Annotated in this window: 22 protein-coding genes; 15 read left to right on the top strand and 7 right to left on the bottom strand. The window is 40.7% G+C overall.

From position 1 onward, the window contains the following. Positions 1–6: 6 nt before the first annotated feature. The 11 genes from G6Q06_RS03685 to rseP all read left to right on the top strand — a co-directional run bounded on the left by G6Q06_RS03685 (position 7) and on the right by rseP (position 10,558). Positions 7–1,227 carry an adenylosuccinate synthase gene (locus G6Q06_RS03685; protein ID WP_163565762.1) on the top strand — a complete coding sequence of 407 codons (1,221 nt, stop codon included), beginning with the start codon at positions 7–9 and terminating at the stop codon, positions 1,225–1,227. Continuing rightward, positions 1,224–1,658: a flagellar FliJ family protein gene (locus G6Q06_RS03690; protein ID WP_163565763.1), complete on the top strand. Its 435-nt coding sequence runs from the start codon at positions 1,224–1,226 to the stop codon at positions 1,656–1,658. The genes G6Q06_RS03685 and G6Q06_RS03690 overlap by 4 nt, the downstream gene beginning before the upstream one ends. After that, positions 1,651–2,262, top strand: coding sequence for a MotE family protein (locus tag G6Q06_RS03695; protein WP_163564070.1), 612 nt, complete (start codon positions 1,651–1,653; stop codon positions 2,260–2,262). Before G6Q06_RS03690 ends, G6Q06_RS03695 begins: the two co-directional genes overlap by 8 nt. A gap of 78 nt (positions 2,263–2,340) precedes the next feature. Further along, on the top strand, positions 2,341–4,350 hold the full coding sequence (gene ppk1 / locus G6Q06_RS03700) for a polyphosphate kinase 1 (protein ID WP_163565764.1): 2,010 nt from the start codon (positions 2,341–2,343) through the stop codon (positions 4,348–4,350). Next, the gene (gene pyrD, locus G6Q06_RS03705) at positions 4,347–5,369 is read left to right on the top strand and encodes a dihydroorotate dehydrogenase (quinone) (RefSeq protein ID WP_163565765.1); all 1,023 of its coding nucleotides are present in this window, start codon (positions 4,347–4,349) and stop codon (positions 5,367–5,369) included. Before ppk1 ends, pyrD begins: the two co-directional genes overlap by 4 nt. Then, on the top strand, positions 5,366–6,706 hold the full coding sequence (locus tag G6Q06_RS03710; protein ID WP_163565766.1) for a M16 family metallopeptidase: 1,341 nt from the start codon (positions 5,366–5,368) through the stop codon (positions 6,704–6,706). The genes pyrD and G6Q06_RS03710 overlap by 4 nt, the downstream gene beginning before the upstream one ends. 1 nt (position 6,707) lies before the next feature. Beyond that, positions 6,708–7,586: a 4-hydroxy-tetrahydrodipicolinate synthase gene (gene dapA, locus G6Q06_RS03715; RefSeq protein WP_430734576.1), complete on the top strand. Its 879-nt coding sequence runs from the start codon at positions 6,708–6,710 to the stop codon at positions 7,584–7,586. Between the two features lie 5 nt (positions 7,587–7,591). Next, positions 7,592–8,362 (top strand): enoyl-ACP reductase, encoded by a 771-nt coding sequence (locus tag G6Q06_RS03720; RefSeq protein ID WP_205426702.1) that lies wholly within the window; start codon positions 7,592–7,594, stop codon positions 8,360–8,362. A 6-nt stretch (positions 8,363–8,368) separates the two neighbouring features. Next, the gene (locus G6Q06_RS03725; protein WP_163565768.1) at positions 8,369–8,983 is read left to right on the top strand and encodes a phosphatidylglycerophosphate synthase; all 615 of its coding nucleotides are present in this window, start codon (positions 8,369–8,371) and stop codon (positions 8,981–8,983) included. A 1-nt stretch (position 8,984) separates the two neighbouring features. Beyond that, complete coding sequence (gene pgsA / locus G6Q06_RS03730) at positions 8,985–9,545, top strand: CDP-diacylglycerol--glycerol-3-phosphate 3-phosphatidyltransferase (RefSeq protein ID WP_163565769.1); 561 nt, start codon at positions 8,985–8,987, stop codon at positions 9,543–9,545. A gap of 26 nt (positions 9,546–9,571) precedes the next feature. Beyond that, positions 9,572–10,558: an RIP metalloprotease RseP gene (rseP, locus tag G6Q06_RS03735; protein WP_240329189.1), complete on the top strand. Its 987-nt coding sequence runs from the start codon at positions 9,572–9,574 to the stop codon at positions 10,556–10,558. Here the strand turns inward: rseP and G6Q06_RS03740 are convergent. Both G6Q06_RS03740 and G6Q06_RS03745 read right to left on the bottom strand, forming a co-directional pair. Then, positions 10,539–12,437, bottom strand: coding sequence for a motility associated factor glycosyltransferase family protein (locus tag G6Q06_RS03740; RefSeq protein ID WP_163565771.1), 1,899 nt, complete (start codon positions 12,435–12,437; stop codon positions 10,539–10,541). The genes rseP and G6Q06_RS03740 overlap by 20 nt on opposite strands. Positions 12,438–12,450: 13 nt before the next feature. After that, entirely contained in the window at positions 12,451–13,995 is a 1,545-nt protein-coding gene (locus G6Q06_RS03745) for a flagellin B (protein ID WP_163534405.1), read from the bottom strand. Between the two features lie 124 nt (positions 13,996–14,119). Here G6Q06_RS03745 and topA point away from each other — a divergent pair, with 124 nt between their 5' ends. The 4 genes from topA to G6Q06_RS03765 are packed head-to-tail and all read left to right on the top strand — an operon-like array spanning position 14,120 to position 18,359. Further along, positions 14,120–16,414: a type I DNA topoisomerase gene (topA, locus tag G6Q06_RS03750; protein ID WP_163565772.1), complete on the top strand. Its 2,295-nt coding sequence runs from the start codon at positions 14,120–14,122 to the stop codon at positions 16,412–16,414. After that, complete coding sequence (locus G6Q06_RS03755) at positions 16,407–17,318, top strand: radical SAM protein (RefSeq protein ID WP_240329190.1); 912 nt, start codon at positions 16,407–16,409, stop codon at positions 17,316–17,318. The genes topA and G6Q06_RS03755 overlap by 8 nt, the downstream gene beginning before the upstream one ends. Positions 17,319–17,373: 55 nt before the next feature. Beyond that, the gene (locus G6Q06_RS03760; protein WP_163565774.1) at positions 17,374–17,940 is read left to right on the top strand and encodes a nitrate reductase cytochrome c-type subunit; all 567 of its coding nucleotides are present in this window, start codon (positions 17,374–17,376) and stop codon (positions 17,938–17,940) included. Next, positions 17,937–18,359, top strand: coding sequence for a U1 small nuclear ribonucleoprotein (locus tag G6Q06_RS03765; protein WP_163534409.1), 423 nt, complete (start codon positions 17,937–17,939; stop codon positions 18,357–18,359). The genes G6Q06_RS03760 and G6Q06_RS03765 overlap by 4 nt, the downstream gene beginning before the upstream one ends. Before the next feature lie 160 nt (positions 18,360–18,519). Here G6Q06_RS03765 and G6Q06_RS03770 read toward each other — a convergent pair whose 3' ends face one another. The 5 genes from G6Q06_RS03770 to G6Q06_RS03790 are packed head-to-tail and all read right to left on the bottom strand — an operon-like array spanning position 18,520 to position 23,231. Further along, positions 18,520–19,605: a hypothetical protein gene (locus G6Q06_RS03770; RefSeq protein WP_240329191.1), complete on the bottom strand. Its 1,086-nt coding sequence runs from the start codon at positions 19,603–19,605 to the stop codon at positions 18,520–18,522. 14 nt (positions 19,606–19,619) lie between these two features. Next, positions 19,620–20,042, bottom strand: coding sequence for a 23S rRNA (pseudouridine(1915)-N(3))-methyltransferase RlmH (locus G6Q06_RS03775; protein WP_163534410.1), 423 nt, complete (start codon positions 20,040–20,042; stop codon positions 19,620–19,622). After that, positions 20,039–20,890 carry an acetyl-CoA carboxylase, carboxyltransferase subunit beta gene (accD, locus tag G6Q06_RS03780; RefSeq protein ID WP_163565775.1) on the bottom strand — a complete coding sequence of 284 codons (852 nt, stop codon included), beginning with the start codon at positions 20,888–20,890 and terminating at the stop codon, positions 20,039–20,041. The genes G6Q06_RS03775 and accD overlap by 4 nt, the downstream gene beginning before the upstream one ends. A 41-nt stretch (positions 20,891–20,931) precedes the next feature. Next, positions 20,932–22,071, bottom strand: coding sequence for a YbfB/YjiJ family MFS transporter (locus G6Q06_RS03785; protein ID WP_205435855.1), 1,140 nt, complete (start codon positions 22,069–22,071; stop codon positions 20,932–20,934). Between the two features lie 23 nt (positions 22,072–22,094). Beyond that, complete coding sequence (locus G6Q06_RS03790) at positions 22,095–23,231, bottom strand: YbfB/YjiJ family MFS transporter (protein ID WP_163565801.1); 1,137 nt, start codon at positions 23,229–23,231, stop codon at positions 22,095–22,097. Positions 23,232–23,250 lie beyond the last annotated feature (19 nt).

The following is a 23,250-nucleotide window of genomic DNA, read 5'->3' on the forward strand; positions in this document are numbered from 1 at the left end:
TTTAGTATGGCAGATGTGGTTGTGGGGGTGCAGTGGGGCGATGAGGGCAAGGGTAAATTAGTAGATCGCCTAGCGCCTAATTATGATTTTGTGGTGCGTTTTCAGGGCGGACACAATGCAGGGCATACCATTGTTGCTAATGGAAAAACTTATGCACTCCATTTAATTCCCTCTGGCATACTCTACCCACAATGTAAAAATGTTATTGGGAATGGTGTGGTGGTGGCCTTAGATGCTCTTATTCAAGAGATGAGTTTGTTTAAAGATTTAAAAGGGCGTTTATTTATTAGCAATCGAGCGCATTTGATTTTACCCCATCACCCACTTTTAGACATCCGCCATGAAAATAACCCCCAAATGGCCATTGGCACAACAAAAAAAGGCATTGGACCGGCTTATCAAGACAAGGTTGCGCGCTTGGGTTTGCGCATGGGTGATCTTTTAGAACCTAAATTTCTTAAAGAAAAAATCGCGCATTATTGTAGCTTACCCACACGAGGGCTAAGTTTTAAAACTTTAGAGGATTATTTAAACACCTATGCTAAACAAGTGATTGCCTACATTACAGATACCACAGAACTGTTATGGGAAAGTGTAGATAAAGGCCAAAAGATTTTACTAGAGGGAGCACAGGGGAGCATGTTAGATATTGATTTTGGCACTTATCCTTTTGTTACTAGTTCTACTACCATAAGCGCTGGGGCATGTAGTGGGAGTGGGCTAAGTGTTAAAGATATTGATCAAGTTATTGGAGTGGCTAAGGCCTATTGTACCCGCGTAGGCCATGGCCCCTTTCCTACAGAAGAGAGTACAGAAATAGGCGCGTTTTTACAAAAAAAAGGGCATGAATTTGGCACCACCACACAGCGCGCGCGCCGTTGTGGGTATTTTGATGCGGTGGCTGTGCGCTATGCTTGCCGTTTGAATGGTTGCACGCAATTAGCTTTAATGAAATTAGATGTACTAGATGGCTTAGAGGAGATTTTAGTGGGGGTGGGTTATGAGAGGGAGGGGAAAACATTAGAATATGTACCCAGTAATTTAGAAGGATTAAAGCCTATTTATCGTGTTTTTAAAGGTTGGGAGCGCACGGCAGGGATTGCTCACTTTAAAGATTTGCCTAAAGAGGCGCAGGATTATGTTTTAGTCTTAGAGGAGTTGGTGGGTGTGAAAATTAAATCTCTTTCTACTAGCCCTAGACGCGAGGATATGGTGGTTATTCCATGAATCTTGAATCTTTTAAAAAATTAGTCAAAATTAAAAAGCAAGCCATGCAGCGCTATGAGAGCGATATAGCCCATAATAAAAGCCAAATTGCAAGCAAACAAGAGCAACAACATGCCTTGCTAGTAGAATTATACGGCTTAAGTGTACCTGCAGAAGGGGGGTTTAATGCCTTTATCCAGCTAAGTGCTTTGAAGAAAAATTATTTGTACCAAATAGAGCGCATAGGGGAGGAGATTAGCCAGCTTAAAGAAATGGGCAGACATCTAAAGGAATTATATAAAAACGCCTCTATTGAATATGAAAAATTCAAATATCTACAAACTTTAGAAGAACAGAAAAAACTTAAAAGACTTAAAAAGCTAGAAGATCAGCAAATGGATTCTATTGGAGCGGAGATATTTTACCAACAACAAAGGGAGAATCGTGCTTAGGCTTTTTCTATTAGCCCTAGCTTTTATTTTTGCAAAAGCCCAAACGCCTTCATCTAAAGAGTTTTTGCAGTGCAACGCCATTTTTGAATCCAGAAAAGCCGAAATTAAAAACCAATTACAAATGCTCCAAGAGAGAGCTTTAGCCTTGCAAACTCTGCAAGAACAAACCCAGAGTCTACTTGATCAGCGCAAGGCTAAGGTGAATGAAAGAGAGCAGGCTTTAGAGGCTAAAATGAAGGAATTTGAAGCCAAAGAAGCTAACTTTAAACGCCTGCAAGATGATAGAGAAAAAAAGCTTAAAAAAATGATGGCTGATAATGAAAAACTCCTTAAAGAGATCAAAGAGGCTAGCAGTAGCAAGATAGCTAGTACTTATGCCAAGATGAAAGATTCTAAAGCCGCGCCTATTTTACAAGATTTGCCGATCAATGAGGCTGCTATGATTTTATCTAAGCTTGAGGCTAAGGATATGGGTAAGATTTTAGCTAAAATGGACCCCCAAAAGGCGGCTAATTTAACCGAAATGTTGCAAAAAGGCCCGCCCTTTAAAGCCCCACCCCCTCCTCCACCTCCCCCTAAACCTAAAAGCGATGATGAGGAATGATTGCTTGGATTTAAACAAATTGGGTTGGTTAACTTATTGAACTTATGGTATATCTATTAGAAACGCATAAGAGAGTAGATGGAGGCAAAGGATTTATACTTTAACCGAGAACTTTCGTGGTTGCGGTTTAACACCCGCGTTTTAGATCAAGTTTGTAATACCGCCTTACCCCCCTTAGAACGGCTTAAGTTTTTAGCTATTTATGGCACTAATTTAGATGAGTTTTATATGATTAGAGTAGCCGGGCTTAAACACTTGGTTGATAATAACACCCTACAAAGTAGTGTAGATGCAATGAGTCATCAAGATCAGCTAGAATCTATCCGTCTTTATGTACTAGCAGAGCAAAGAATTGTTCAGGGGCAATTTTTATCTTTAAAGGAAGAATTAGCCCAAAAAGATTTATCCATAGCCAGTATAGAAAACCTACCAAAGTCTTGTTTACCCAAATTGCAAGAATACTTTTACAAGTATATTTATCCTGTAGTTATCCCCACTCTTTTAGACCCAGCGCGTCCTTTTCCTTTTGTGCGCAATTTAAGTTTTGGGATACTTTTAAGCCTGCAAGGAACACAAAAAGTTTATGCAGCGGTGAAGATCCCCACTCTTTTAAAACGCTTTATTGAAGTAGAAAAAGGGGTTTTTGTCGCTATAGAGGAAGTGGTGCAAAAATTTATTCCTTTGTTATTTGAACACCACCGCGTGCTAGAAAGTCTAGTGTTTAGAATAACTTGTAATGCGGATATGGAGATTATTGAAGATGAAGGGCATGACTTAGTTAATCGCATTAGCGAAGGGTTGCGTACCCGTGATAGGGGGGATGTGGTGCGTTTAGAAGTGGGGGGGAGTTGTGCAGATTTGCTTTCTTTAATCAAGCAACAAATACCTGATGTTGATCTATATACCAGCCATATCTTACTAGACTTAGGCAGATTGTGGGAACTGGTGAATTTAAAAAACTATGCCCATCTTAAATTCCCTAGCTTTGTACCAAAAACTCTAGCGCCTCTTAATAATATTGATTTTTCAAAGAGTGGGGCGCTTTTTGACTTATTAGATAAACAAGATGTGTTGTTATTCCACCCTTATGAAAGTTTTGACCCAATTGTGCGCTTTATCCAAAGTGCTGCAGAAGATAAAGATGTGGTTTCTATCCGCATGACTTTATACCGCGTGGGTAGAGAATCGCCCATTGTTAAAGCTCTAACAGAGGCCGCCCCTTATAAACAAGTTAGCGTACTTGTAGAGCTTAAAGCCCGTTTTGATGAGGAAAATAATTTACACTGGGCTAAAGCCTTAGAAAATGCCGGAGCGCATGTGATTTATGGTGTGCCCCATTTAAAAGTACATGCCAAATTGGCTTTAGTGGTGCGCAAAGTAGGAGAAAGCATTAAAGAATATGTACATGTAAGCACGGGTAATTACAACACGCTTTCAGCTAGAATTTATACAGATTTAAGTCTACTCACCTCTAACCCACAAATTGCTAGCGATATTTTAAAGCTTTTCCACTCTTTAAGTACAGGAATGGCAGCAGAGATTAAACTTAAAACCCTATCTATGGCGCCCAAACAAATTAAAACAAAAATTTTAGCCTTAATCCAAGAGGAAATGCGCGCTAAACACAGAGGGCGGATTATTTTTAAAGCTAATGCACTTGTAGATTCAGATGTGATCCAACATCTTTACCAAGCTTCATGTGTGGGGGTTAAAATTGATTTGCTGATTCGTGGGATTTGCTGTTTACGCCCACAGATTCAAGGATTAAGCGAAAATATCCGCGTGTTTTCCATTGTGGGCAAGTATTTAGAACATGCGCGCATTTATTACTTTGCCCATGACAAGGCCAAGATATACTTTTCTAGTGCGGATATGATGCCGCGCAATTTAGAAAAACGGGTGGAGTTATTAGTGCCTTCTACCTCTAAGGCGATCCAACAAAAATTATTGCGTATTTTGCATATACAGCTTAAAGATAACGCCCAAAGTTATACACTTGCTCCTAGTGGAGAATATATAAAAGTTGTACCTACAGGGGATCTTTTAAACGCACAGATTTTTTATGAGCAAGAGGTAACTACCCTATGAACTTGCACCAGTTGCTATTTTATTTAGAGCCAGAAAAAGCGCACAATCTAGCAAAACTAGCACTTAAAATACTAGGAGCTTTACCTAAAATTTCTCCTATTACCCATCCCATGTTAGAACAACAGATTTTAGGGCTATCTTTGAAAAATCCTATCGGGCTAGCCGCTGGTTTTGATAAAGATGCCACAATGTTAGCCGGGCTTGATTATTTAGGGTTTGGAGTTCTTGAGGTGGGTACGCTTACGCCAAAACCCCAATCTGGCAATCCAAAGCCGCGTGTGTGGCGCTTTGTTCAAGAACAAAGCCTACAAAATGCAATGGGGTTTAATAATCAAGGCATTCAAAAGGCTGTATCACGCCTAGAAAATCTCCCTGTACTCTCTAGCCTGATTGGGATTAATTTAGGCAAGAATAAAAGCACGCCTTTAAATCATGCGTTAAAGGATTATGAAAAGGCCTTACAGATGAGTTTAGGGGTGGGGGATTATTATGTGTTTAATCTTTCCTCACCCAATACCCCTAATCTAAGAGATTTACAAAATGAAAGTTTTGTAGGCGAACTTTTTGCGATGGCTAGGGCTAAAACGCATAAGCCCTTATTTCTTAAAATATCCCCAGATACACCTATAGATACGCTTCTTTTAATCTGTGATACAGCCATTCATCATGGCGCTAGTGGCATTATTGCAACTAACACCACCACAGATTACTCAGTATTGCCACACGCACAGACAGTAGGCGGCATTAGTGGCAAAGCTTTAGAAAATAAAGCAATGGCTGTATTTGAGCAAATCGCGCGGGTATTTTTTAAAAAAGCTATTTTGGTAGCAGTGGGTGGCATTAGCAACGCGACACAGGCTTATGCACGCATAAAAATGGGGGCTAGTTTTGTACAAATTTTCACCGCTTTTATTTACCAAGGCCCTTTTATTTGTAGACAAATCAACCAAGATATAGTAGAATTGCTCCAACAAGACGGGTTAAAATCAGTCCATGAAGCAGTTGGGGTTAATTTATGATGGTACGGATTTTTTATAGCTTTTTTATTTTGATTTCATGGGTAGGAGTGAGCATGGGAGCAACAATCGATCAAGGCATACGCGCGTATTTGCCTAAATACTACACCACAACTTTAGAAAATGGTTTGCAGGTAGTGGCCGTGCCTTTGGCTAATAAAAGCGGGGTGATAGAGGTAGATGTGCTTTATAAAGTAGGATCGCGCAATGAGAGAATGGGCAAAAGCGGAATCGCACACATGCTTGAGCACATGAACTTTAAAAGCACCAAACATTTAAAAGAGGGCGATTTTGATGCCATTGTTAAGGGTTTTGGGGGGGTGAGTAATGCCTCTACTAGTTTTGATTACACCCGCTACTACATCAAGGCTAGCAATGCTAATTTAGATAAATCCCTTGAGCTTTTTTCTGAAATGATGGGTTCGTTACAACTCAAAGAAGAGGAATTTTTACCCGAGCGCCAAGTTGTGGCTGAGGAGCGTTTGTGGCGTACGGATAATTCACCTATGGGTTATTTGTACTTTCGCTTTTTTAATACCGCTTTTGTCTACCACCCCTACCACTGGACACCCATTGGTTTTATGCAAGATATCCAAAACTGGACGATAGAGGATATCCGCCGTTTCCACTCTCTATACTACCAGCCCAAAAACGCCATTTTGCTTGTAGTAGGCGATCTAGACCCTAAAAATGTCTTTAAAGAGGCAGAAAAGCATTTTTCTAAGATTGCTAACAAAGATAACAACCCCATGCCAGAGGTGTATATGCAAGAACCGGTGCAAAATGGTTTGCGCGAAACGGTGATTCATAAAAAAGATTTATCCTTAGAATGGCTTGCCATTGGGTTTAAAGTCCCTCCCTTTGCACATAAAGATCAAGTCGCGCTGAATGCTTTAGCCAAATTATTAGCCGAAGGGGGCAGTAGCCTACTTAAAAAAGAGATCATTGATCATAAAAGATTGGCTTCTCAGGTTCTTGCGCAAAATATGGAACTCAAAGATGCCAGTGTGTTTTTATTTGTCGCAGGGGCTAACCAGCATGTCAAAGCCGATCAAATCCGCGAGGCAATTTTAGCCATTCTGGATAAGATCAAACATGGGGGCATCACCCAACAACAACTTGATAAGGTCAAAATCAATAACCGCGTGGATTTTATCGCAGGATTAGAAGATTCTTCAGATGTAGCCGAAATGTTTGCTGAATACCTCACACAGGGCAAGATTGAGGACATGGCAGCTTATCAAGAGGAATTTGAGGCTTTAGAGGTTAAAGACATTGTGCGGGTGGCAAACACCTATTTTAGCGATGAAGCCTACAGCGTTGTTACACTCAAACCTTAAAATGCACGCCCTTAGCGCTTTAATCACGCCCTTTAAGCCCAATTTAGAGGTAGATGAGGAAGTCTATGCGTACTTAATTGAGCGCCAGATTCGGCTTGGAATGGATGCTTGCGTGCCTGTGGGTACTACCGGTGAATCAGCTACACTCACACATCAAGAACACATGCGTTGTATTGAAATCGCAATTCAAGTGTGCAAGCCTTTAGGGGCTAAGGTTTTAGCTGGGGTGGGGAGTAATGCCACTAGTGAATCGCTACTTTTAGCCCAATTTGCCCAAAAGGCTGGAGCCGATGGGATTTTATGCGTTACGCCTTATTATAACCGCCCCACCCAGCAAGGCCTCTTTGAGCATTATAAAACCATTGCAAACTCCGTAGAAATTCCGGTTATTTTGTATGATGTACCCACGCGTACGGGGGTACAAATTGCGGTAGAAACGGCTACTAGGCTTTTTAGAGAGGTTAAAAATATTGCAGGGATTAAAGAGGCTTCAGGGGCCATGCAACGGCTTGTAGATTTTGAACATGAAGCACAAGGCCTAGCCATTTATAGCGGGGAGGATAAATTAAACTATCTCTTTATGGCTGGTGGGGGTATGGGGGTGATTTCTGTAACGGGTAATTTATTGCCCGACAAAATAACAACCCAGATTAAAGCCGCTCTTAAACAAGACTTTAACACCGCAAGAGCCATACAAAATGAGCTTTATAACCTCAATCAGGTTCTTTTCTGTGAGAGTAACCCTATCCCTATTAAAACCGCGATGTATCTTGCAGGTTTGATCAAGCATTTAACCTACCGCCTTCCGCTAGTGCCCCCCACAAAGGAGAATTTTAAAAGAATAGAAACCACTTTAGAAAGGTATAAGGTATTAAAATGACAGGCATGCAGGGCAAGACTTTAGTGATTAGCGGAGCGACTCGAGGCATTGGCAAGGCTATTTTGTATCGCTTTGCACAAAATGGTGTCAATGTGGCCTTCACCTATAATAAAAACGAAGAGGAGGCGATCAAAATTGTTCAAGAGGTACAGGAGCTCTATGGCATTAAAGCCAAATACTACCGCTTAGATATTTTAGAGCCCGAGCAATATGTCGCGCTTTTTAAGCAAATTGATAATGACTTTGATCGGGTGGATTGTTTTGTCTCTAACGCCATTATTTATGGGCGCTCTGTGGTGGGGGGGTTTGCGCCCTTTATGCGTTTAAAACCAAAAGGTCTTAATAACATCTACACCGCTACCGTGCTAGCCTTTGTAGTGGGGGCACAAGAGGCGGCTAAACGGATGAAACTTATAGGCGGGGGTGCGATTGTATCTTTAAGTTCTACAGGAAATTTAGTGTATATGCCTAATTATGCCGGACATGGCAATTCTAAAAATGCGGTAGAAACTATGGTGAAATACGCGGCAGTAGATTTAGGGGAGTTTGGAATCCGTGTTAATGCTGTTAGTGGAGGACCAATTGATACAGATGCGCTAAAAGCCTTCCCCGATTATGCAGAAATTAAAGCCAAAGTTGAAGAACAATCGCCTTTAAAGCGTATGGGAAATCCTGAGGATTTAGCTGGGGCTGTGTATTTTCTTTGCGATCCAAATCAAAGCGGCTGGCTCACCGGGCAAACTATCGTAGTAGATGGGGGCACTACTTTTAAGTAAATCTTAATGATTATTAACATTCAAGATAATAGAGAATTACAGGCTGCAAGAAGAGCTATTTTATGCTCGCATGTTTTCTTAGTTTTACTCCTACTCAGCACAACCTACACCTTTGCATGGCTACAAAAATCTAATGCAGGCGATGTAGCTAGCGCCTTAAAAAACCTCCACCCAACATGGGTAGGGTTTTATCTGTGCATGTGGTTTTCTGTGTTTGTGTGCCAGATTTTTGGCTACTATAAACTAGCCAAAGTAGGCCGTAACCTTTTGATTTTTCGCTGTATTGCCTTCCCCTATATTGCCGATGCGATTCTCTCTTTAGGTCTATTTTTAATTTTACCTAATGCCAGTGTAACCACACTCTTTAATTCTAAAATCATCACCTTTTTCCTTTATACCTACTATTCTTGTAAACTCTTTTATGAGTTAAGCCGTGTTACTCAGGAACATTTTTTTAGACAGGGAATTTTATTGTTAAGTTTATCTTTAAGTTTATTGCTCTTTACGGTTGTGTTAAGCCAAAAAGCTTTATTAGCCTTTTTATTTCTCATAGGGATTTTAGTGGGGTGGGGCATGATTTTTATTGGCTTTTATAGACTGAAGTATATTTCAACCCACTAGCATGCAATGGATCAAACACATCCCAAACACCCTAACCCTCCTGCGTATCGCCCTTTCTATCTTTCTGCTCTTTTTTATTTTACACGCCCCCACCCTTTTTAAACTCTCTAAAGCCCATGCAGATTATGCCAGTGCCTTTATCTTTATCCTTGCAGCCCTCACTGATTTTTTAGATGGCACAATTGCTAGGCGTTATCACTTTAAAACTCTCTTTGGAGAAATCTTTGATCCTTTAGCAGATAAAATTTTGATCCTAGCTGCTTTTTTAGGGCTACTACATTTAGGGCGCATCACACCTTGGGTACCCTTTGTGATTTTAGGGCGGGAGTTTTTTATCGCTGGGCTAAGAGTTTCTGTTTCATACATGGGTAAAAGTATCGCAGTAAGCCAACTGGGTAAATACAAGACTCTTTTACAGGTTTGTGCTATTTTCTTTTTACTCGCTGATATTCACATACACGGGGTGGTGGTGGGCTATTTTTTAGTCGCTCTTGCTGTCTTTGCAACCCTTTATTCGGGAGCAGACTATGTCTTTAAATATTACCAATTAGTGCGCAATTAGTGGGGATTTTACTAGCCATAGGGGCTTTGGCATTTTTAATTATCTTCCATGAATTTGGGCATTTTTGTATGGCGCGTCTTTGCAAGGTAAAAGTAGAGGTCTTTTCTCTAGGCTTTGGCCCTAAACTTTTTACTAAGCAATACAAAAACACCAAATACTGCCTCTGTCTTATTTTGCTAGGGGGGTATGTGGCGCTTAAACAGGAGGGAGAGGAGGGCTATTTAGCTAAAACCCCCGTTCAAAAAAGCTTGATTTTACTAGGTGGCCCCCTTTTTAATCTCTTATTAGCTGGATTAATTTATTTGGCTTTATTTCTAACTCCAAGCCCCCATCTTGCCCCTATTATAGGATCTGTTTTACCCAATATGCCCGCTAAGCAAGCCGGTCTCCAGCCCAAAGATCAAATTCTTTCTATCAATCATAAATCCATAAGAGACTGGCAGGATTTACAAAGCGCGATCCAGCAAAAAGGGTCTTTATTACTAGAAATCAAACGGCAAAACCAAATTTTATATTTACACGCCCTCCCAAAAGAACAAAAGAGTTTTAACGCCTTTAAAGAACAAATTTTAATTAAAATGTTAGGCATCACGCCCTCTAGACAAATTGTTCTAATCTCCTACCCTCCCTTAGAAGCTCTGAGCCGTGCTTATAAACAAGTACAAGAGATGATAATCCTCACGCTTAAGGGATTAGAAAAATTATTAATAGGGGCTTTACCCCTTTCAGAAGTTAATTCGGTTGTAGGGATTGTAGATTTTTTAGCCACACAAAGCCAGCTACAAACTTGGGCTTTAAGTGTGGCTTTTGTCTCTATTAATTTAGGCTTACTTAATCTCTTCCCTATCCCGCTTTTAGACGGCGGACAACTCTTTTTACTCTGGCTAGAAACTTTAATCCAACGCAAAATTAGTCCGCAGACAATGCAGATTCTTAACGCGCTAGGCCTTGCTTTTTTACTCTCTCTTATGGGGCTTGGATTATTTAACGATTTTACGCGTCCCAAGTTTTAAGCGCCTGCTCTACGACCTCCATGACGCAGGTAATGCCCCCTGCTAAACTAAAAAGCCAGTATTTATGCGCATAAATCCAATCTAGTTGTTTAGCCTGTAAACTCTCTTTATCTAAAGCGGGTTTAGCCACGATTTTAGCGATGTCTAATTCTTGGTGGAAAATATAAGATTGGATCGCATCATTAAAACAATGGCTAAATCTAGGGTCTTCAAAAATATCTTTTAAATCATTGATTTTTTGGCTTAGCTCTTCTAAATGCTCTTTTTGTAACTGATCTAATTGCCCCCTAGCATGCAAACTTTCTACTTCCTCTAAAAACGCAGCCACCTCCAAAAAAAGCCCCTCAATCTTTTCCTTACACTCTTTGGTGTAGGCGATAAGATTAAAGCAGGTTTGTTTGGCTTTTTGTAAATTGTAGTGATATTGTTCTTTTGTAGGGTAGGGTAAAAGAAGGGGGGGTTTAGGGGTGAGAGATTTAAGATCGGCCTTGATTTTTGCAACACTTTCTAAAAAACTTAGCTCTTTTGTGCCGTGTATGCGCGCCCCTCCCTCTGTGGCGTTGATCACTTCTAAATTATAAGGCGTGTGGAAGATATCCTTTTCAAAGAAATCTAAAAAGAGTTTCCAAATTTTGGTGGTTTCTACTTCCCCTTTTCCTCCATAGCCTTCTATAAAAATTTTATCCTCTATTTTAGGTTTGATCTCTGTATTACCATAGAGCGCTCCACTGGCATGGCTATGCCCGCTTTTAGAAAAACTTAAATCCTGTCCAATAAAAATACAGCGCGTAAATCGCGCATGTACCACCAACTCATAAGCCATATTGGCCGCACTCATTCCAATGCCAAGATAGCCATAATCATGCAAACCAAATAAGCTAGTATAACCAAAAGGGCGTAGGCTAAATTGTTTAACCCCTTTTGTAATGGCTTGGGGCAATATGGGGTGTACAACAGAGGTGAGTACAAAAATCACGCCTTCTTGGGCTTCTTTGGGGGTGTCTGTGTAAAATTTTGCTGTAGCTTCTACGCGCTCTAAAGAAAAAACAAGATCGGGCTTAATGCCATAAGCGTTTAGAATGGGAAAAGAGGCATCTATACAAAAAAGAGTAGCATAGGGGGCTATTTCTTTTAAAAGGGGGAGTTGTTTATTTAAACTAGGGCCTGTAGAGATAATAATAGCGGTGTTATGTGTAAGATTGCGCTCTTGCAGAGCAGCAACTAGACTTAGTAAGGTTGGGCTTTTAAGTACTAAGGGGAGATTTTGCACATGGTTTTTAATCCCGATAATGGCATCTCTGGCATCATTGCCCACACTTAAAACCGCATTTTCTAAGGCTTTAATTAAATCTTGGTTAATGCGCTCAATTTCTGTAAAGTAGCGCTCATAGTAAGCATTAAATACAATTAATTCGTAAAGTTTGGTATAAATACGCGCCTTTTTATCCATGTTAAAAAGCGAGGCAAGCATTTGATAAGAACAAGCTTGGCTATGCAAAAAAATAATGCGATCGTTTTGCATTTCTTGACTAAAATCAAGTAGGTTAAAAATGATAAAAAGAATTTCAATTTCAGGCTCAATCACTACAATACGGCTAATAGAATCTAAACCTAAAAGCAGGCGATACAGCATTCCATTACCCGCCCCATAAAAATAAAGATAGGGAATGGGGCTTATGCGTTTGAATTTTTCTAAGTTTTCCTCTAGGGGTTTGTGGGTAAACAGGGGAGTGTTAGTGCGGATATCTAAAATATTAAAGTCCTCTTTTTGCATGAAGACTTCGTATTTGAAATTAGCCTTAATCTGTAAAAGATCTGAGGCTAAAAGGGGGTCTTTATGTTTTAAAACCTCTAAATTTTGCTCATAAATAGATGCCATGCCCCCTTAAAACCTACTGCAAGAGTCGTAACACATTTTGTTGTACCGCATTGGCTTGTGCCATAGCAAAGCTCCCACTTTGGGCTAAAATGTTGTATTTAGAGAAGGTTGCACTTTCTTCTGCAAAGTCTACATCTCTAATTTGTGATTCGGCTGCCTTGACATTGACCTGAGTTACAGAGATGTTATTAATCGTAGTAACTAACTCCATTTGCACCGAACCTAAATCTGATCGGATTTTATCTAGTTGTGTGCGCGCACTCTCAGCCATATCCATAACCACCATCGCCCCGCGCAAACTTGTAACCCCCGCGCCAATGCCCTTAAAATTAAGATGAGCCTGCGCGGCATTGGCATTTCCCCCGCTAGCACTAGCCACATTGGCATCAAAAACCCCGCGAATAGCCCGTAGATTGACTGAATACTCCGCTATGCCTTGTGCTGAGTGTAGCCCAATATGGCTATAGTTAATGCCACTAATAACGATGTCTCGAGCATCTTGCTTGACTAAAGTCAAACGGCCAATAATAGCATGGGCATTTCCCGAAATCCCTACAAAATTCCCGCCCCCAAAAACTTTCCCGGAGGCACTAATTGCATGCACAGAAATAGCCCGCCCGTCAGTAGATTTTAAATTAATACGGCCTGATATATCTATATAGGCCTCTACCCCTGTGCGCTCTTTAACCGAATTGATCGCATTGATAAGCCGCCCATCGCGATCGTTGCGTTTAACATCATTGATATTACCTATCATCACCCCATTAATAGTAAGCCCTTTAACCGTGCCTGATTGTACCGGTTTTCCGCCCGTTCCTATTACCGTAGCTGTAGCGCGTACCCCTAGGGTGTTAGAATTTTTATTAATAACCTCTACTAAAGCCCCAAGACCCGTACCCGCACTGGTAGAAATCTTGACTGATTCAAGCTTAAAATCATTGACAGCATTAGCTTGTCTAAAATTTAAAGTTACCTCTTGCAAATTTTTTGCCCCAGCACTAACCTCCATGCCGCCCCTATCTATCGCTGAGGTCTCAAAGCGCACATGCCCTATTTTATCCGATCCAGTAGGGCCAATAGAGGCCTTAATCGTTGTATTAGAATAAGCCCCGATCTGAAACTCTTTATTAGAGAAACTGCCTGCCAAAAGCTGCTGGCCATTAAAACTAGTGGTGTCAGCGATATTATCTAGTTCCTCTAAAAGCCGTAAAATATCACTCTGCAACGCTTTTCTAGTCTCAGCTGTTTGGCCATCTTGGGCGGCTTGGACGGCTTTTGTTTTAACCGTATCCAAAATTTTAATCTGCTCATCCATTGCCTTATCTGCTGTTTGGACTATCCCAATGGCATCGTTGGCGTTTTTAATGGCCTGCCCTAAGCTTGCGCTTTGGCTACGCAAACTATCCGCAATGGCCATTCCTGAAGCGTCATCTGCTGCCTTGTTAATGCGCAAACCCGAGCTTAATTTTTCTAAAGAGCTAGCAAGGTCTCTATTGTTGCGTACGCCTATAGTGTGGGCGTTTAAAGCCGCGACATTGGTGTTGATTCGAAAACTCATCTTTGCATCCTTTGCTAATTATGATACGCACACCAAGCAAGGGCTGTTCCACAACTTGTTAACTGCAATGTCTTTTAAAATAGTTTATAATGCCGCCCACTACTAAATCAAAAAAAGAGTTTGTATGAGAAGAAAATCTGCTAAAAATCTCATTATCGTAGAATCCCCTACAAAAGCTAAAACAATCGCGCATTTTCTTGATCCTAATTACCAAGTTATTGCTTCCAAAGGACATGTACGCGATCTAAGCAAATATGCTATGGGGATTTATATTGAGGATGAGAAATTTTTTCCTAAATACACGGTGAGTAAAGATCATGAAGAAATTGTGAGCCAAATTTTAGATTTAGCCAAAGATGCTTCACAAATTTATATCGCTACAGATGAAGACCGCGAAGGGGAGGCCATTGGTTATCACATTGCCTACCTCATCCAAGAAAAACAAGGGGGCACTAAAAAAACCTCTCATTCTACAAAGCAAGAAATCCTAGATTTAGAAACACAGACAAATAACCCAACAAACAACCCCATTTTTGCCCTCCCCCGCATTGTTTTCCACGAAGTTACCAAATCAGCTATTTTGCATGCCCTAGCACACCCCAAAACTTTAGACATTGATAAAATTAACGCCCAACTAGCCAGAAGACTTTTAGATCGCATCGTGGGTTTTAGTCTAAGCTCTTTGTTAGCCCATAAAATTTCACGGGGCATGAGTGCAGGGCGCGTACAAAGCGCAGCCTTAAAAATCATTGTAGATCGCGAAAAAGAGATTCAGGCCTTTAAACCCCTCACTTATTACAATATTGAAGCTATCTTTGCTCATGGAATTGAAGCAAGTTTAGAAAGCTATCAAGGTGCTAAGATTAAAAAGCAAAGTTTATTGGATATGCAAGAGGCCTTAGAAATGGTGGCTAATTTAAAGGGGCAGGTTTATCATGTCCAAGAAATTAGCCATAAAAATAAAACCTCTCCTACCCCGCCCCCCTTTATGACCTCAACCCTGCAACAAAGCGCCTCTACCCATTTAGGTTATAACCCTTCTAAAACTATGGGGATTGCCCAAAAGCTTTATGAGGGCGTGGCTACTCCTGATGGAATAAGCGGGGTTATTACTTATATGCGCACCGATAGTTTACACATCGCTAAAGAAGCCCAGCAAGCCGCTAGAGAATTTATCCAAAACACCTATGGTAATTCCTATTTGCCACCTACTCCTAAAAATTACACCTCTAAAAATAAAAGCGCCCAAGAAGCCCACGAAGCTATCCGCCCCACACAATTAACCTTCACCCCCAATATTGCCAAAGATTATCTCAAACCTGAGGAACATAAACTTTACACCCTCATTTACCAACGCTTTTTAGCCTCTCAAATGAGTGATGCCATCTTTGAACAACAACAGATTTTAATTGCCTGTACACCGCTAGAGGCTGTGTTTAAAGCCAGTGGGCGTAAACTAATCTTTGATGGTTATCATAGAGTTCTTAAAGATAATAGCGAGGATAAACTTCTCCCGCCTTTAAACCTTAAAGAATCCATTGCCTTAGAAAAAATACAAGCCCATGAATACCACACAGAACCCCCTGCTAGATATTCTGAAGCCTCTTTGATTAAAACTTTAGAAAGTTTAGGCATTGGTAGACCTAGCACTTATGCCCCCACTATTACTCTTTTACTAAGCCGCAATTATGTAGAGCTCAAGAAAAAACAACTAACCCCCACTGAAAACGCCTTTGTCGTTGTTGGCATTTTAGAGAAGTATTTTACCAATATTGTAGATGCCACCTTTAGCGCTAGTTTAGAGGATAAATTAGATGCCATTGCCGGTAATAAAGCCTCTTGGCAACAAATGCTCATGGATTTTTACATGCCTTTTATGGAACAAATAGAAATAGGAAAAGCCCAAATTGCCTCCCAGAAAGTCAGTATCCCCACTGGAGAGTTTTGCCCAAAATGTGGTTTGGAATTAGTACAAAGAAAAGGTAGATTTGGGGTTTTTGTTGCCTGTAGTGGTTATCCTAAGTGTAAATTTATCCAACTCACCTCTAAAGATTCTGAAAATATAGAACCTTGTGAAAAATGCGGATCTGCTATGGTGGTTAAAAAAGGGCGTTTTGGGGAATTTCTAGCCTGTAGTAATTACCCCACCTGTAAAAATATCCGCTCACAAACCCCTAAAGAGCAGGGCTCTACTTATCCATGCCCACAGTGTCAGGGGCAGGTGGTGCAAAAAAGAAGCAAGAGGGGGGTTTTTTATGGCTGTAATAATTACCCGAAATGTACTTTTCTAACCAATTACCAGCCTATAGAAAAACCATGCCCGCAGTGTGGTTCTTTAATGGTTTTAAAAGCTTATAAGAAAAAACCAAGCCTTCATAACTGCTTAAAATGTGATTTTACAGAGCCAGCAGATGCCTAATTTAGTTTTTGGCCCTATTAAATCGCGCCGTTTTGGCTGGTCCTTAGGGATTGATGTTTCAGGAGAGGCTAAGCAGTGTAATTTTGATTGTCTTTACTGCGAACTCACGCCTAATAAACCCATGCAGACTATGCACTCAGTCTTACCCCCAGAGGTTTTAATTTCTAAGATCAAACAAGCTTTAACCTATAAATATGATCATTTAGATGTACTCACCACAACAGCTAATGGCGAACCCACTCTTTATCCTCATTTAGAAGAACTCATCACCGCAATAAAGCCCTTTATTCCTCGCGGTGTACAATCTTTAATCTTAAGCAATGGCGCGCGTCTTGGCAATAAAGAAGTACAAAAGGCGCTTTTGCACTATGACATCGTTAAATTTTCTTTAGATGCCATTTGGCCACAAGTTTTTAACAAAATAGATCGCCCGCATAAAAATCTATCTTTAGAATCTATTTTAGAAGGTATTTTAGATTTTGCTAGCCAGTATCAAGGCTTTTTAGTTGCAGAGGTGCTATTAGTAGCAGGGGTTAACGATCAAGAGGCACATATTCAAGATTTAGCCACCTTTTTACAAAAAGTCCCTAACCTCGCCCGTGTGGATTTAAGCAGTATCGATCGCCCTCCAGCTTATAAAGTCCAGCCCCTAACCCCTGATCACCTACTCAAATTAGCCACTTGTTTTAAAAGATTGCCCATTAGCTTACCTAGCCGCATTCCTTTTAAAACAACAAAATTACAAACCACCCCAAAAGCTTTTTTAGATTTACTCAAATACCGCCCCCTAAGTGTAGATGAGGCACATTATTATCTTTTACCAGTAGAGTTAAAAACTCTCTATGAACAAGGGGCAATTGTGGTTAAAAAAGTCGGGTGCGTGGATTTTTACCATTTGCCTTAGATCTCTTTAGTGTGCTATAATTTTGGCGTTAAAAGCTCAATATTAGGAGGAAAACATGAAATTACGCGCCTTATGTTTAGCTGTTGTACTTACAGGTGGGCTTTATGCTAGTCCAAGCCATGAAAAAGATATATCCTTATTAAGCGATACACAAATTGGTTTGCGCAAAGCCCCTTTAGAGGATGAAAAAGACTTGCACTTACATGACTATAATTTCCATAAAAATCCTCCCGGAGAAAGCCAACGATTCGAACGGGCTTATGAAAATGCCCCACCCATGATCCCCCATGACACCACCGGGTTACTCCCCATTACAAAAGATAATAACCAATGTTTGGGTTGTCATATGCCAGCTGTGGCTAAAACCGTGGGGGCAACACCTGTACCCCAATCGCATTTTTTTGATTTTAGGCATAACCGCCCCACTAGAAAGGGTAATGTGAGCGATGCGCGTTTTAACTGCACTCTTTGCCATGCTCCCCAAGCCAACGCCCAGCCTCTTGTAAAAAATAATTTCAAACCAGTTTTTACCAATAAGTCTTTAGAGTATCGCTCCGATTTTATGAATGTGGTCAATGTCGGGGTTAAAGATTATAGCAAGCACCCCAGCCACAGACGATGAATTTGAAAACTTTCCAGTGCTTAGGCGTGGCTGTATTTTTTGGGGGGTGCTGGGTGGGCGATCCTAAAGATGTTAACCCTAAACTCCCCGATGTAGATACTCTTAATGAGTGCAACGAGATGAAAAATGAGTGTGTGGGCAATAAAGATGGGGATATTCCTGTAGCACTTAAGCCTAAAAAATATGGGTCTTTCCATGATATTTTTTTAGCCGGTATCAAACTTGCCCACGGGGGTAAATTTGCTCTCTCGGCTCTACCTCCAACAGGAGCGGGTTATATTCCTTATAATCCCATGATGATGCGTCCGATGATAAGTCCTATGGGAATGTATCCAATGGGCTATCCTATGGGAATGTATCCTTATGGCATGTATCCGATGATGGGAGGCATGCCCATGATGTATGGGCCTTGGTGGTGATTAATGGACATACTCCCCGTAGCTAAAGCTAGAGGTTGATGGGATCATCTTGCCTGCTAAGCGATCACACAGCCTCTACTCCAAGAGTGAGCCCTTACTCTGGCGATTATAACAAAACCTTTAGCATGCGCCTTAATCCGTTTGCTGAAGCTTGCTGGTTTTAGCGCGCAGTGGGTAAACTAAGCTGTGGGGGCGTGTTATCTATTTTACTTAATTTAACAGGGGGGTTACTCAAGCCAAAGAAGATAGCAAGCGGGTAGGTTTGGTTAGATTTTTTCAACTCCAAATAGGCTTTGATAATTAAAAACTCATCTTGAGGGTGGGTGTTTAAACGCTCTTTAGCCTGCTCAAGCATCTCTAAATCTAGTAGCACAAACAACAAGGCCTTTTCAGCTAACTCGTCTTTGCTAGCTAACAGCTCAAAGAATTTAAACCAATCATCAGGGGATAAAAAGGGTTTAGAGTCTAGTGCCATTTGTAAATACTCTTGTTTATCATAACCCACCCCCACACACAGCTCCACAACTTCTACTTGATTTAAACCCACATTTTTTTGCCAAAACACCTGCAAAAGAACCGCCAAAACAGATTTATCCACTAGCCCTTTAGCGCCTTTAAGCACCTTAGGGATTTCTTTTAAAGAGCCTCTTTGGATGATATTAATCAATGCCTGTTTTTTAGCCTCCGGACTAAAGCCCTCTTTTTTAAGAACATAAGAGGCGTATTTCAGATCGCGATCTATTTTATTGGAAATATTTTGGGTATAAAGAGAATTATGCGTGTCTAAATGGTATTTTTGCCACTCCACTTCCTCTCCGCTTTGTACTTTTTGATAAAGCTCAAAAAGCTGATCGACTCTTTCATGCCCACTTTGTGCTGTGTTTAAATCCTCTTTGAGAAAAAAGCGGGAGAGAATGTTAGAGAGCTCTGCAAAATGGGCGTTAGAATAATTTTGCTTACTAAAACTATTATGGGTGTTTTGATCAATGATCTGCCCTACAAGTTTTTCAAAATCCCGTTTTTCCTTGTAGCGTTTAAAAAAGCTACCAATCCCTCCTAAGAGCATAAAAAATAGGGTAAAAAGGAAAAACACAAACACCGCCCCCACCACCCAAAAAGCAACGGGTAAAACAAAAGTGTGTTGTGCGATATTGAGTGTGAGTTTTTCTGGGGTAGCGTGGTAGATATACCAGCCAATAGCTGCCATAAATAAAATTGTAAATGTACCATAGTAGCGCAGTTTCATATTGCCTCCATTTCTTATTTGTGATAGGGGTGTTTGTTTAAAAGGCTAAGCCCTCTAAAAATCTGCTCGCATAAGACAAGCTTAGCTAGTCCCGCGCTTAAAGTCAGTGGGCTTAAAGAGAGCGGGATTAATTTATCTAAAAAGGTTTTCTCAAAGCCATAAGCCCCCGCGATGAAAAACTGCACGCGGGCATGCGTGCTTAATAGCTGGCTAAATTGCAAACTATCATAAAGCTTACCTGTTGGGTGCATGGCATAAGAATTTGGCTTAAGATAGGGGTTAAAGGCTTTGCTGTAGTGCTCTTTACTCTCTTTTGATACAGAAATATCTACAATTTCAAGCTTAGTCTTAAATTGTAAACACGCCTGTTGGTGGTGTTTTAAAAGAGATGCATAGAGGGGATTTTTCTTAGAAATAGAATAAATAATGCAGGTCATCTATTTTCTCTTAACATCCCTACTAAATCGCTGAGTGTCTTTTTTAAACCTTTGCGTTGTACGATCATATCAATCAAGCCATGCTCAAGTAAAAATTCTGCACTTTGAAAGCCTTCTGGTAATTCTGCCCCGATAGTTTGCTTAATCACTCGCGCCCCAGCAAAGCCAATCATCGCCCCGGGTTCAGCAATGATTAAATCGCCTAAAAAAGCAAAGGAGGCGCTCACACCCCCAAAGGTCGGATCGGTTAGTAGTGAGATAAAGGGCAATTTAGCCTCTGAGAGTTTATTAAGCGCAGCGCTGGTTTTGGCCATTTGCATGAGTGCATAAGTTGATTCTTGCATGCGCGCCCCTCCGCTAGCAGAAACTATAAGCAAAGCTTGGGATTTTTCTACAGCCCGGTTAATTGCCCGCACAATTTTTTCACCCTCCACAGAGCCTAAAGACCCTCCCATAAAGGCAAAATCAAAAACAGCAATTTGTAAAGAAATCCCATTGATTTGCCCCTCTCCGCTGATTAGAGAACTAGGCCGTCCTGTTTTAGCTTGGTACTTTTTAATGCGCTGTTTATAACTTTCCTTGTCTACAAAATTGAGGGGATCAACGGGCTGTAATTCTTGATCATTTTCTACAAAAGTATTAGGATCGCAAAGAAATTCTAGGCGATCATTAGCACTCATTCTAAAATGATAATTGCATTTAAGGCAAACATGGTGCTTAGAAAACACTTCTTTATAATACATGAGAGCCGCACATTTAGGGCATTTGATCCAATGGCTTGGCATGTCCTGTCCAGAGGATTGCACTCTATTTCTCTTAAAATTCTTTAAAAAGTCTGCAAAACCCATCCATTATCCTCAATCAAAAAATAGGGCTATTTTAGCATGGACTAGGCGCTTTTAAAAATCTTTTGTGCAATGGGGAGCAGTACTACAAAACTTAAAAAACACACAACCGCACAGATCATAAACATCCAATAAAAGCTTATAACTCCCAAACACCAAGTAAAAAAGAAGGAAAAGAGTGCTTGAAAAATCCCAAAGGTTAAAAAGATAGCGCTAGAGGCGGGTACAAAATGCTCCTTGCCTACGATATAGATAAGCATAGTACTTGTAAGAACAACATTGCCTGTCGTGGTAAATCCCATTAAAAAGATCGAGAGGTTAAGCCAGTAAATGTTAGTACAATATGCAGCTAGGATACAAGAGAGAGTTTTAAGCAGCAAAACCACACTAGAAGCGTTTTTAAGCCCGATTTTACTAGACATCCCCGCGCTTAAAAAAGTACCTAACACTGCCCCAAAGCCAAAAAACGCCCATGAAGCCCCAGCGCTAGCTTTATTAAAGTGTAAAAAGCGGACTAAATAATCCACCCAAAAAAGCGTGTGGGGTAAATAACCGATCGCATTGAGGGCAACAGAGATAAGCAAGAGTACAAAGTAATAGGAAAATTTAAATTTTTCTGTTTGTGTGGTGGTGGTGGGTTTTGGGGGGTGCAGGGTTTTTAAAGAGAGTGAGCAGAGGAAGGCTAGAAAACTTAACCCCCCTAGAAAAATCCAAGACCAAGAAATGATATGAGCAAAATGGGGCAAGGCAAAACCGCTAAACACCACCCCTACGCCAATGCCACTAAAGACTAAGGCGCTCACATAGGAGCGGTATTGTTCTTTAATAAAACCTAGACACAAAGGCGCGGAGAGAATCATCAAGCAGGAGGAGGCAATGCCAGCTAGAAAGCGCCAAATCCATGCCCAAATAAAGGGGAAATTATCTAAATAGCAAGCAAAAAAACTAAGAGCGATGATTAAAAAGCTTATTTTGCTAATACTCTCTAAGGAAAAGTGTTTTTGTAAAAGACTTAAAACCACACTCCCAAAGATATAGCCCACAATAACAGCAATGCCTAATTGCAAACTCTGATTTTCTGTTAACTTACCAGAGAGAATTAGAAAGGGAATAAGCGCTGTATAGCCAAAGCGAGCTAGACCATTGGAGACAAAGGTAGCTAGAAAGCATACAAATACACGCATTGTCATCATCAACTCCTTTTAAGTTAGGCGCTTTTAAAAGTTTTTTGTGCAATGGGGAGCAACACTATAAAACTTACAAAACACACAGCCGCACAGATCATAAACATCCAATAAAAACTTAAAGTCCCCAAACACCAAGTAAAAAAGAAAGAAAAAAGCGCTTGAAAAATCCCAAAGGTTAAAAAGATAGCGCTAGAGGCGGGCATAAAATATTCCTTGCCCACGATATAAAGCCCCATAGTGCTTGTCAGAGCGGTATTACCCATAGAGCTAAAGCCCATTAAAAAGATAGAGAGATTAAGCCAGTAAATGTTGGTACAATAAGCCGCTAAAATACAAGAGAGGGTTTTAAGTAACAAAATCACGCTGTGGGCATGTTTAAGCCCAATACCACTAGCCAAACTCGCGCTTAAAAAAGTCCCTAAAGCCGCCCCAAAGCCAAAAAGTGCCCATGAGGCTCCGGCGGTGGCTTTATTGAAATGTAAAAAGCGGACTAAATAATCCACCCAGAAAAGGGTGTGGGGCAAATAACCAATCGCATTGAGGGCAACAGAGATAAGTAAAAGTACAAAGTAATAGGAAAATTTAAATTTTTCTGTTTGTGTGGTGGTGGGTTTTGGTGGATTCAGGGTTTTTAAAGAGAGCGAACAAAGAAAGATTAAAAAACTAAACCCCCCTAGAAAAATCCAAGACCAAGAGAGGATATGAGAAAAGTGAGGCAGAATAAAACCACTAAAAACCGCTGCTATGCCAACACCGCTAAAGACTAAGGCGCTCACATAGGAGCGGTATTGTTCTTTAATAAAACCCAGACATAAAGGCGCGGAGAGAATCATCAAACAAGAGGAGGCGATGCCTGCTAGAAAGCGCCAAATCCAGATCCAAACAAAAGGAAAGCTATCTAAGTAGCAAGCAAAAAAACTAAGCGCGATGATTAAAAAGCTGGCTTTGCTGATACTCTCTAAAGAGTAGTATTTTTTTAAAAAACTTAAAACGGCGCTCCCAAAAATATAGCCTACGATCACAGCAATGCCTAGTTGCATGCTCTGTGACTCGCTAAATTTGCCCGAAAGAATGAGAAAAGGAATGAGTACGATATAACCAAAGCGAGCTAGACCATTTGAGACAAAAGTAGCCAAAAAGCACACAAATACACGCATTGCCATGAAAAACTCCTCA

Source organism: Helicobacter suis, assembly GCF_902196135.1.
In the GTDB taxonomy this organism is placed as follows: domain Bacteria; phylum Campylobacterota; class Campylobacteria; order Campylobacterales; family Helicobacteraceae; genus Helicobacter; species Helicobacter suis_A.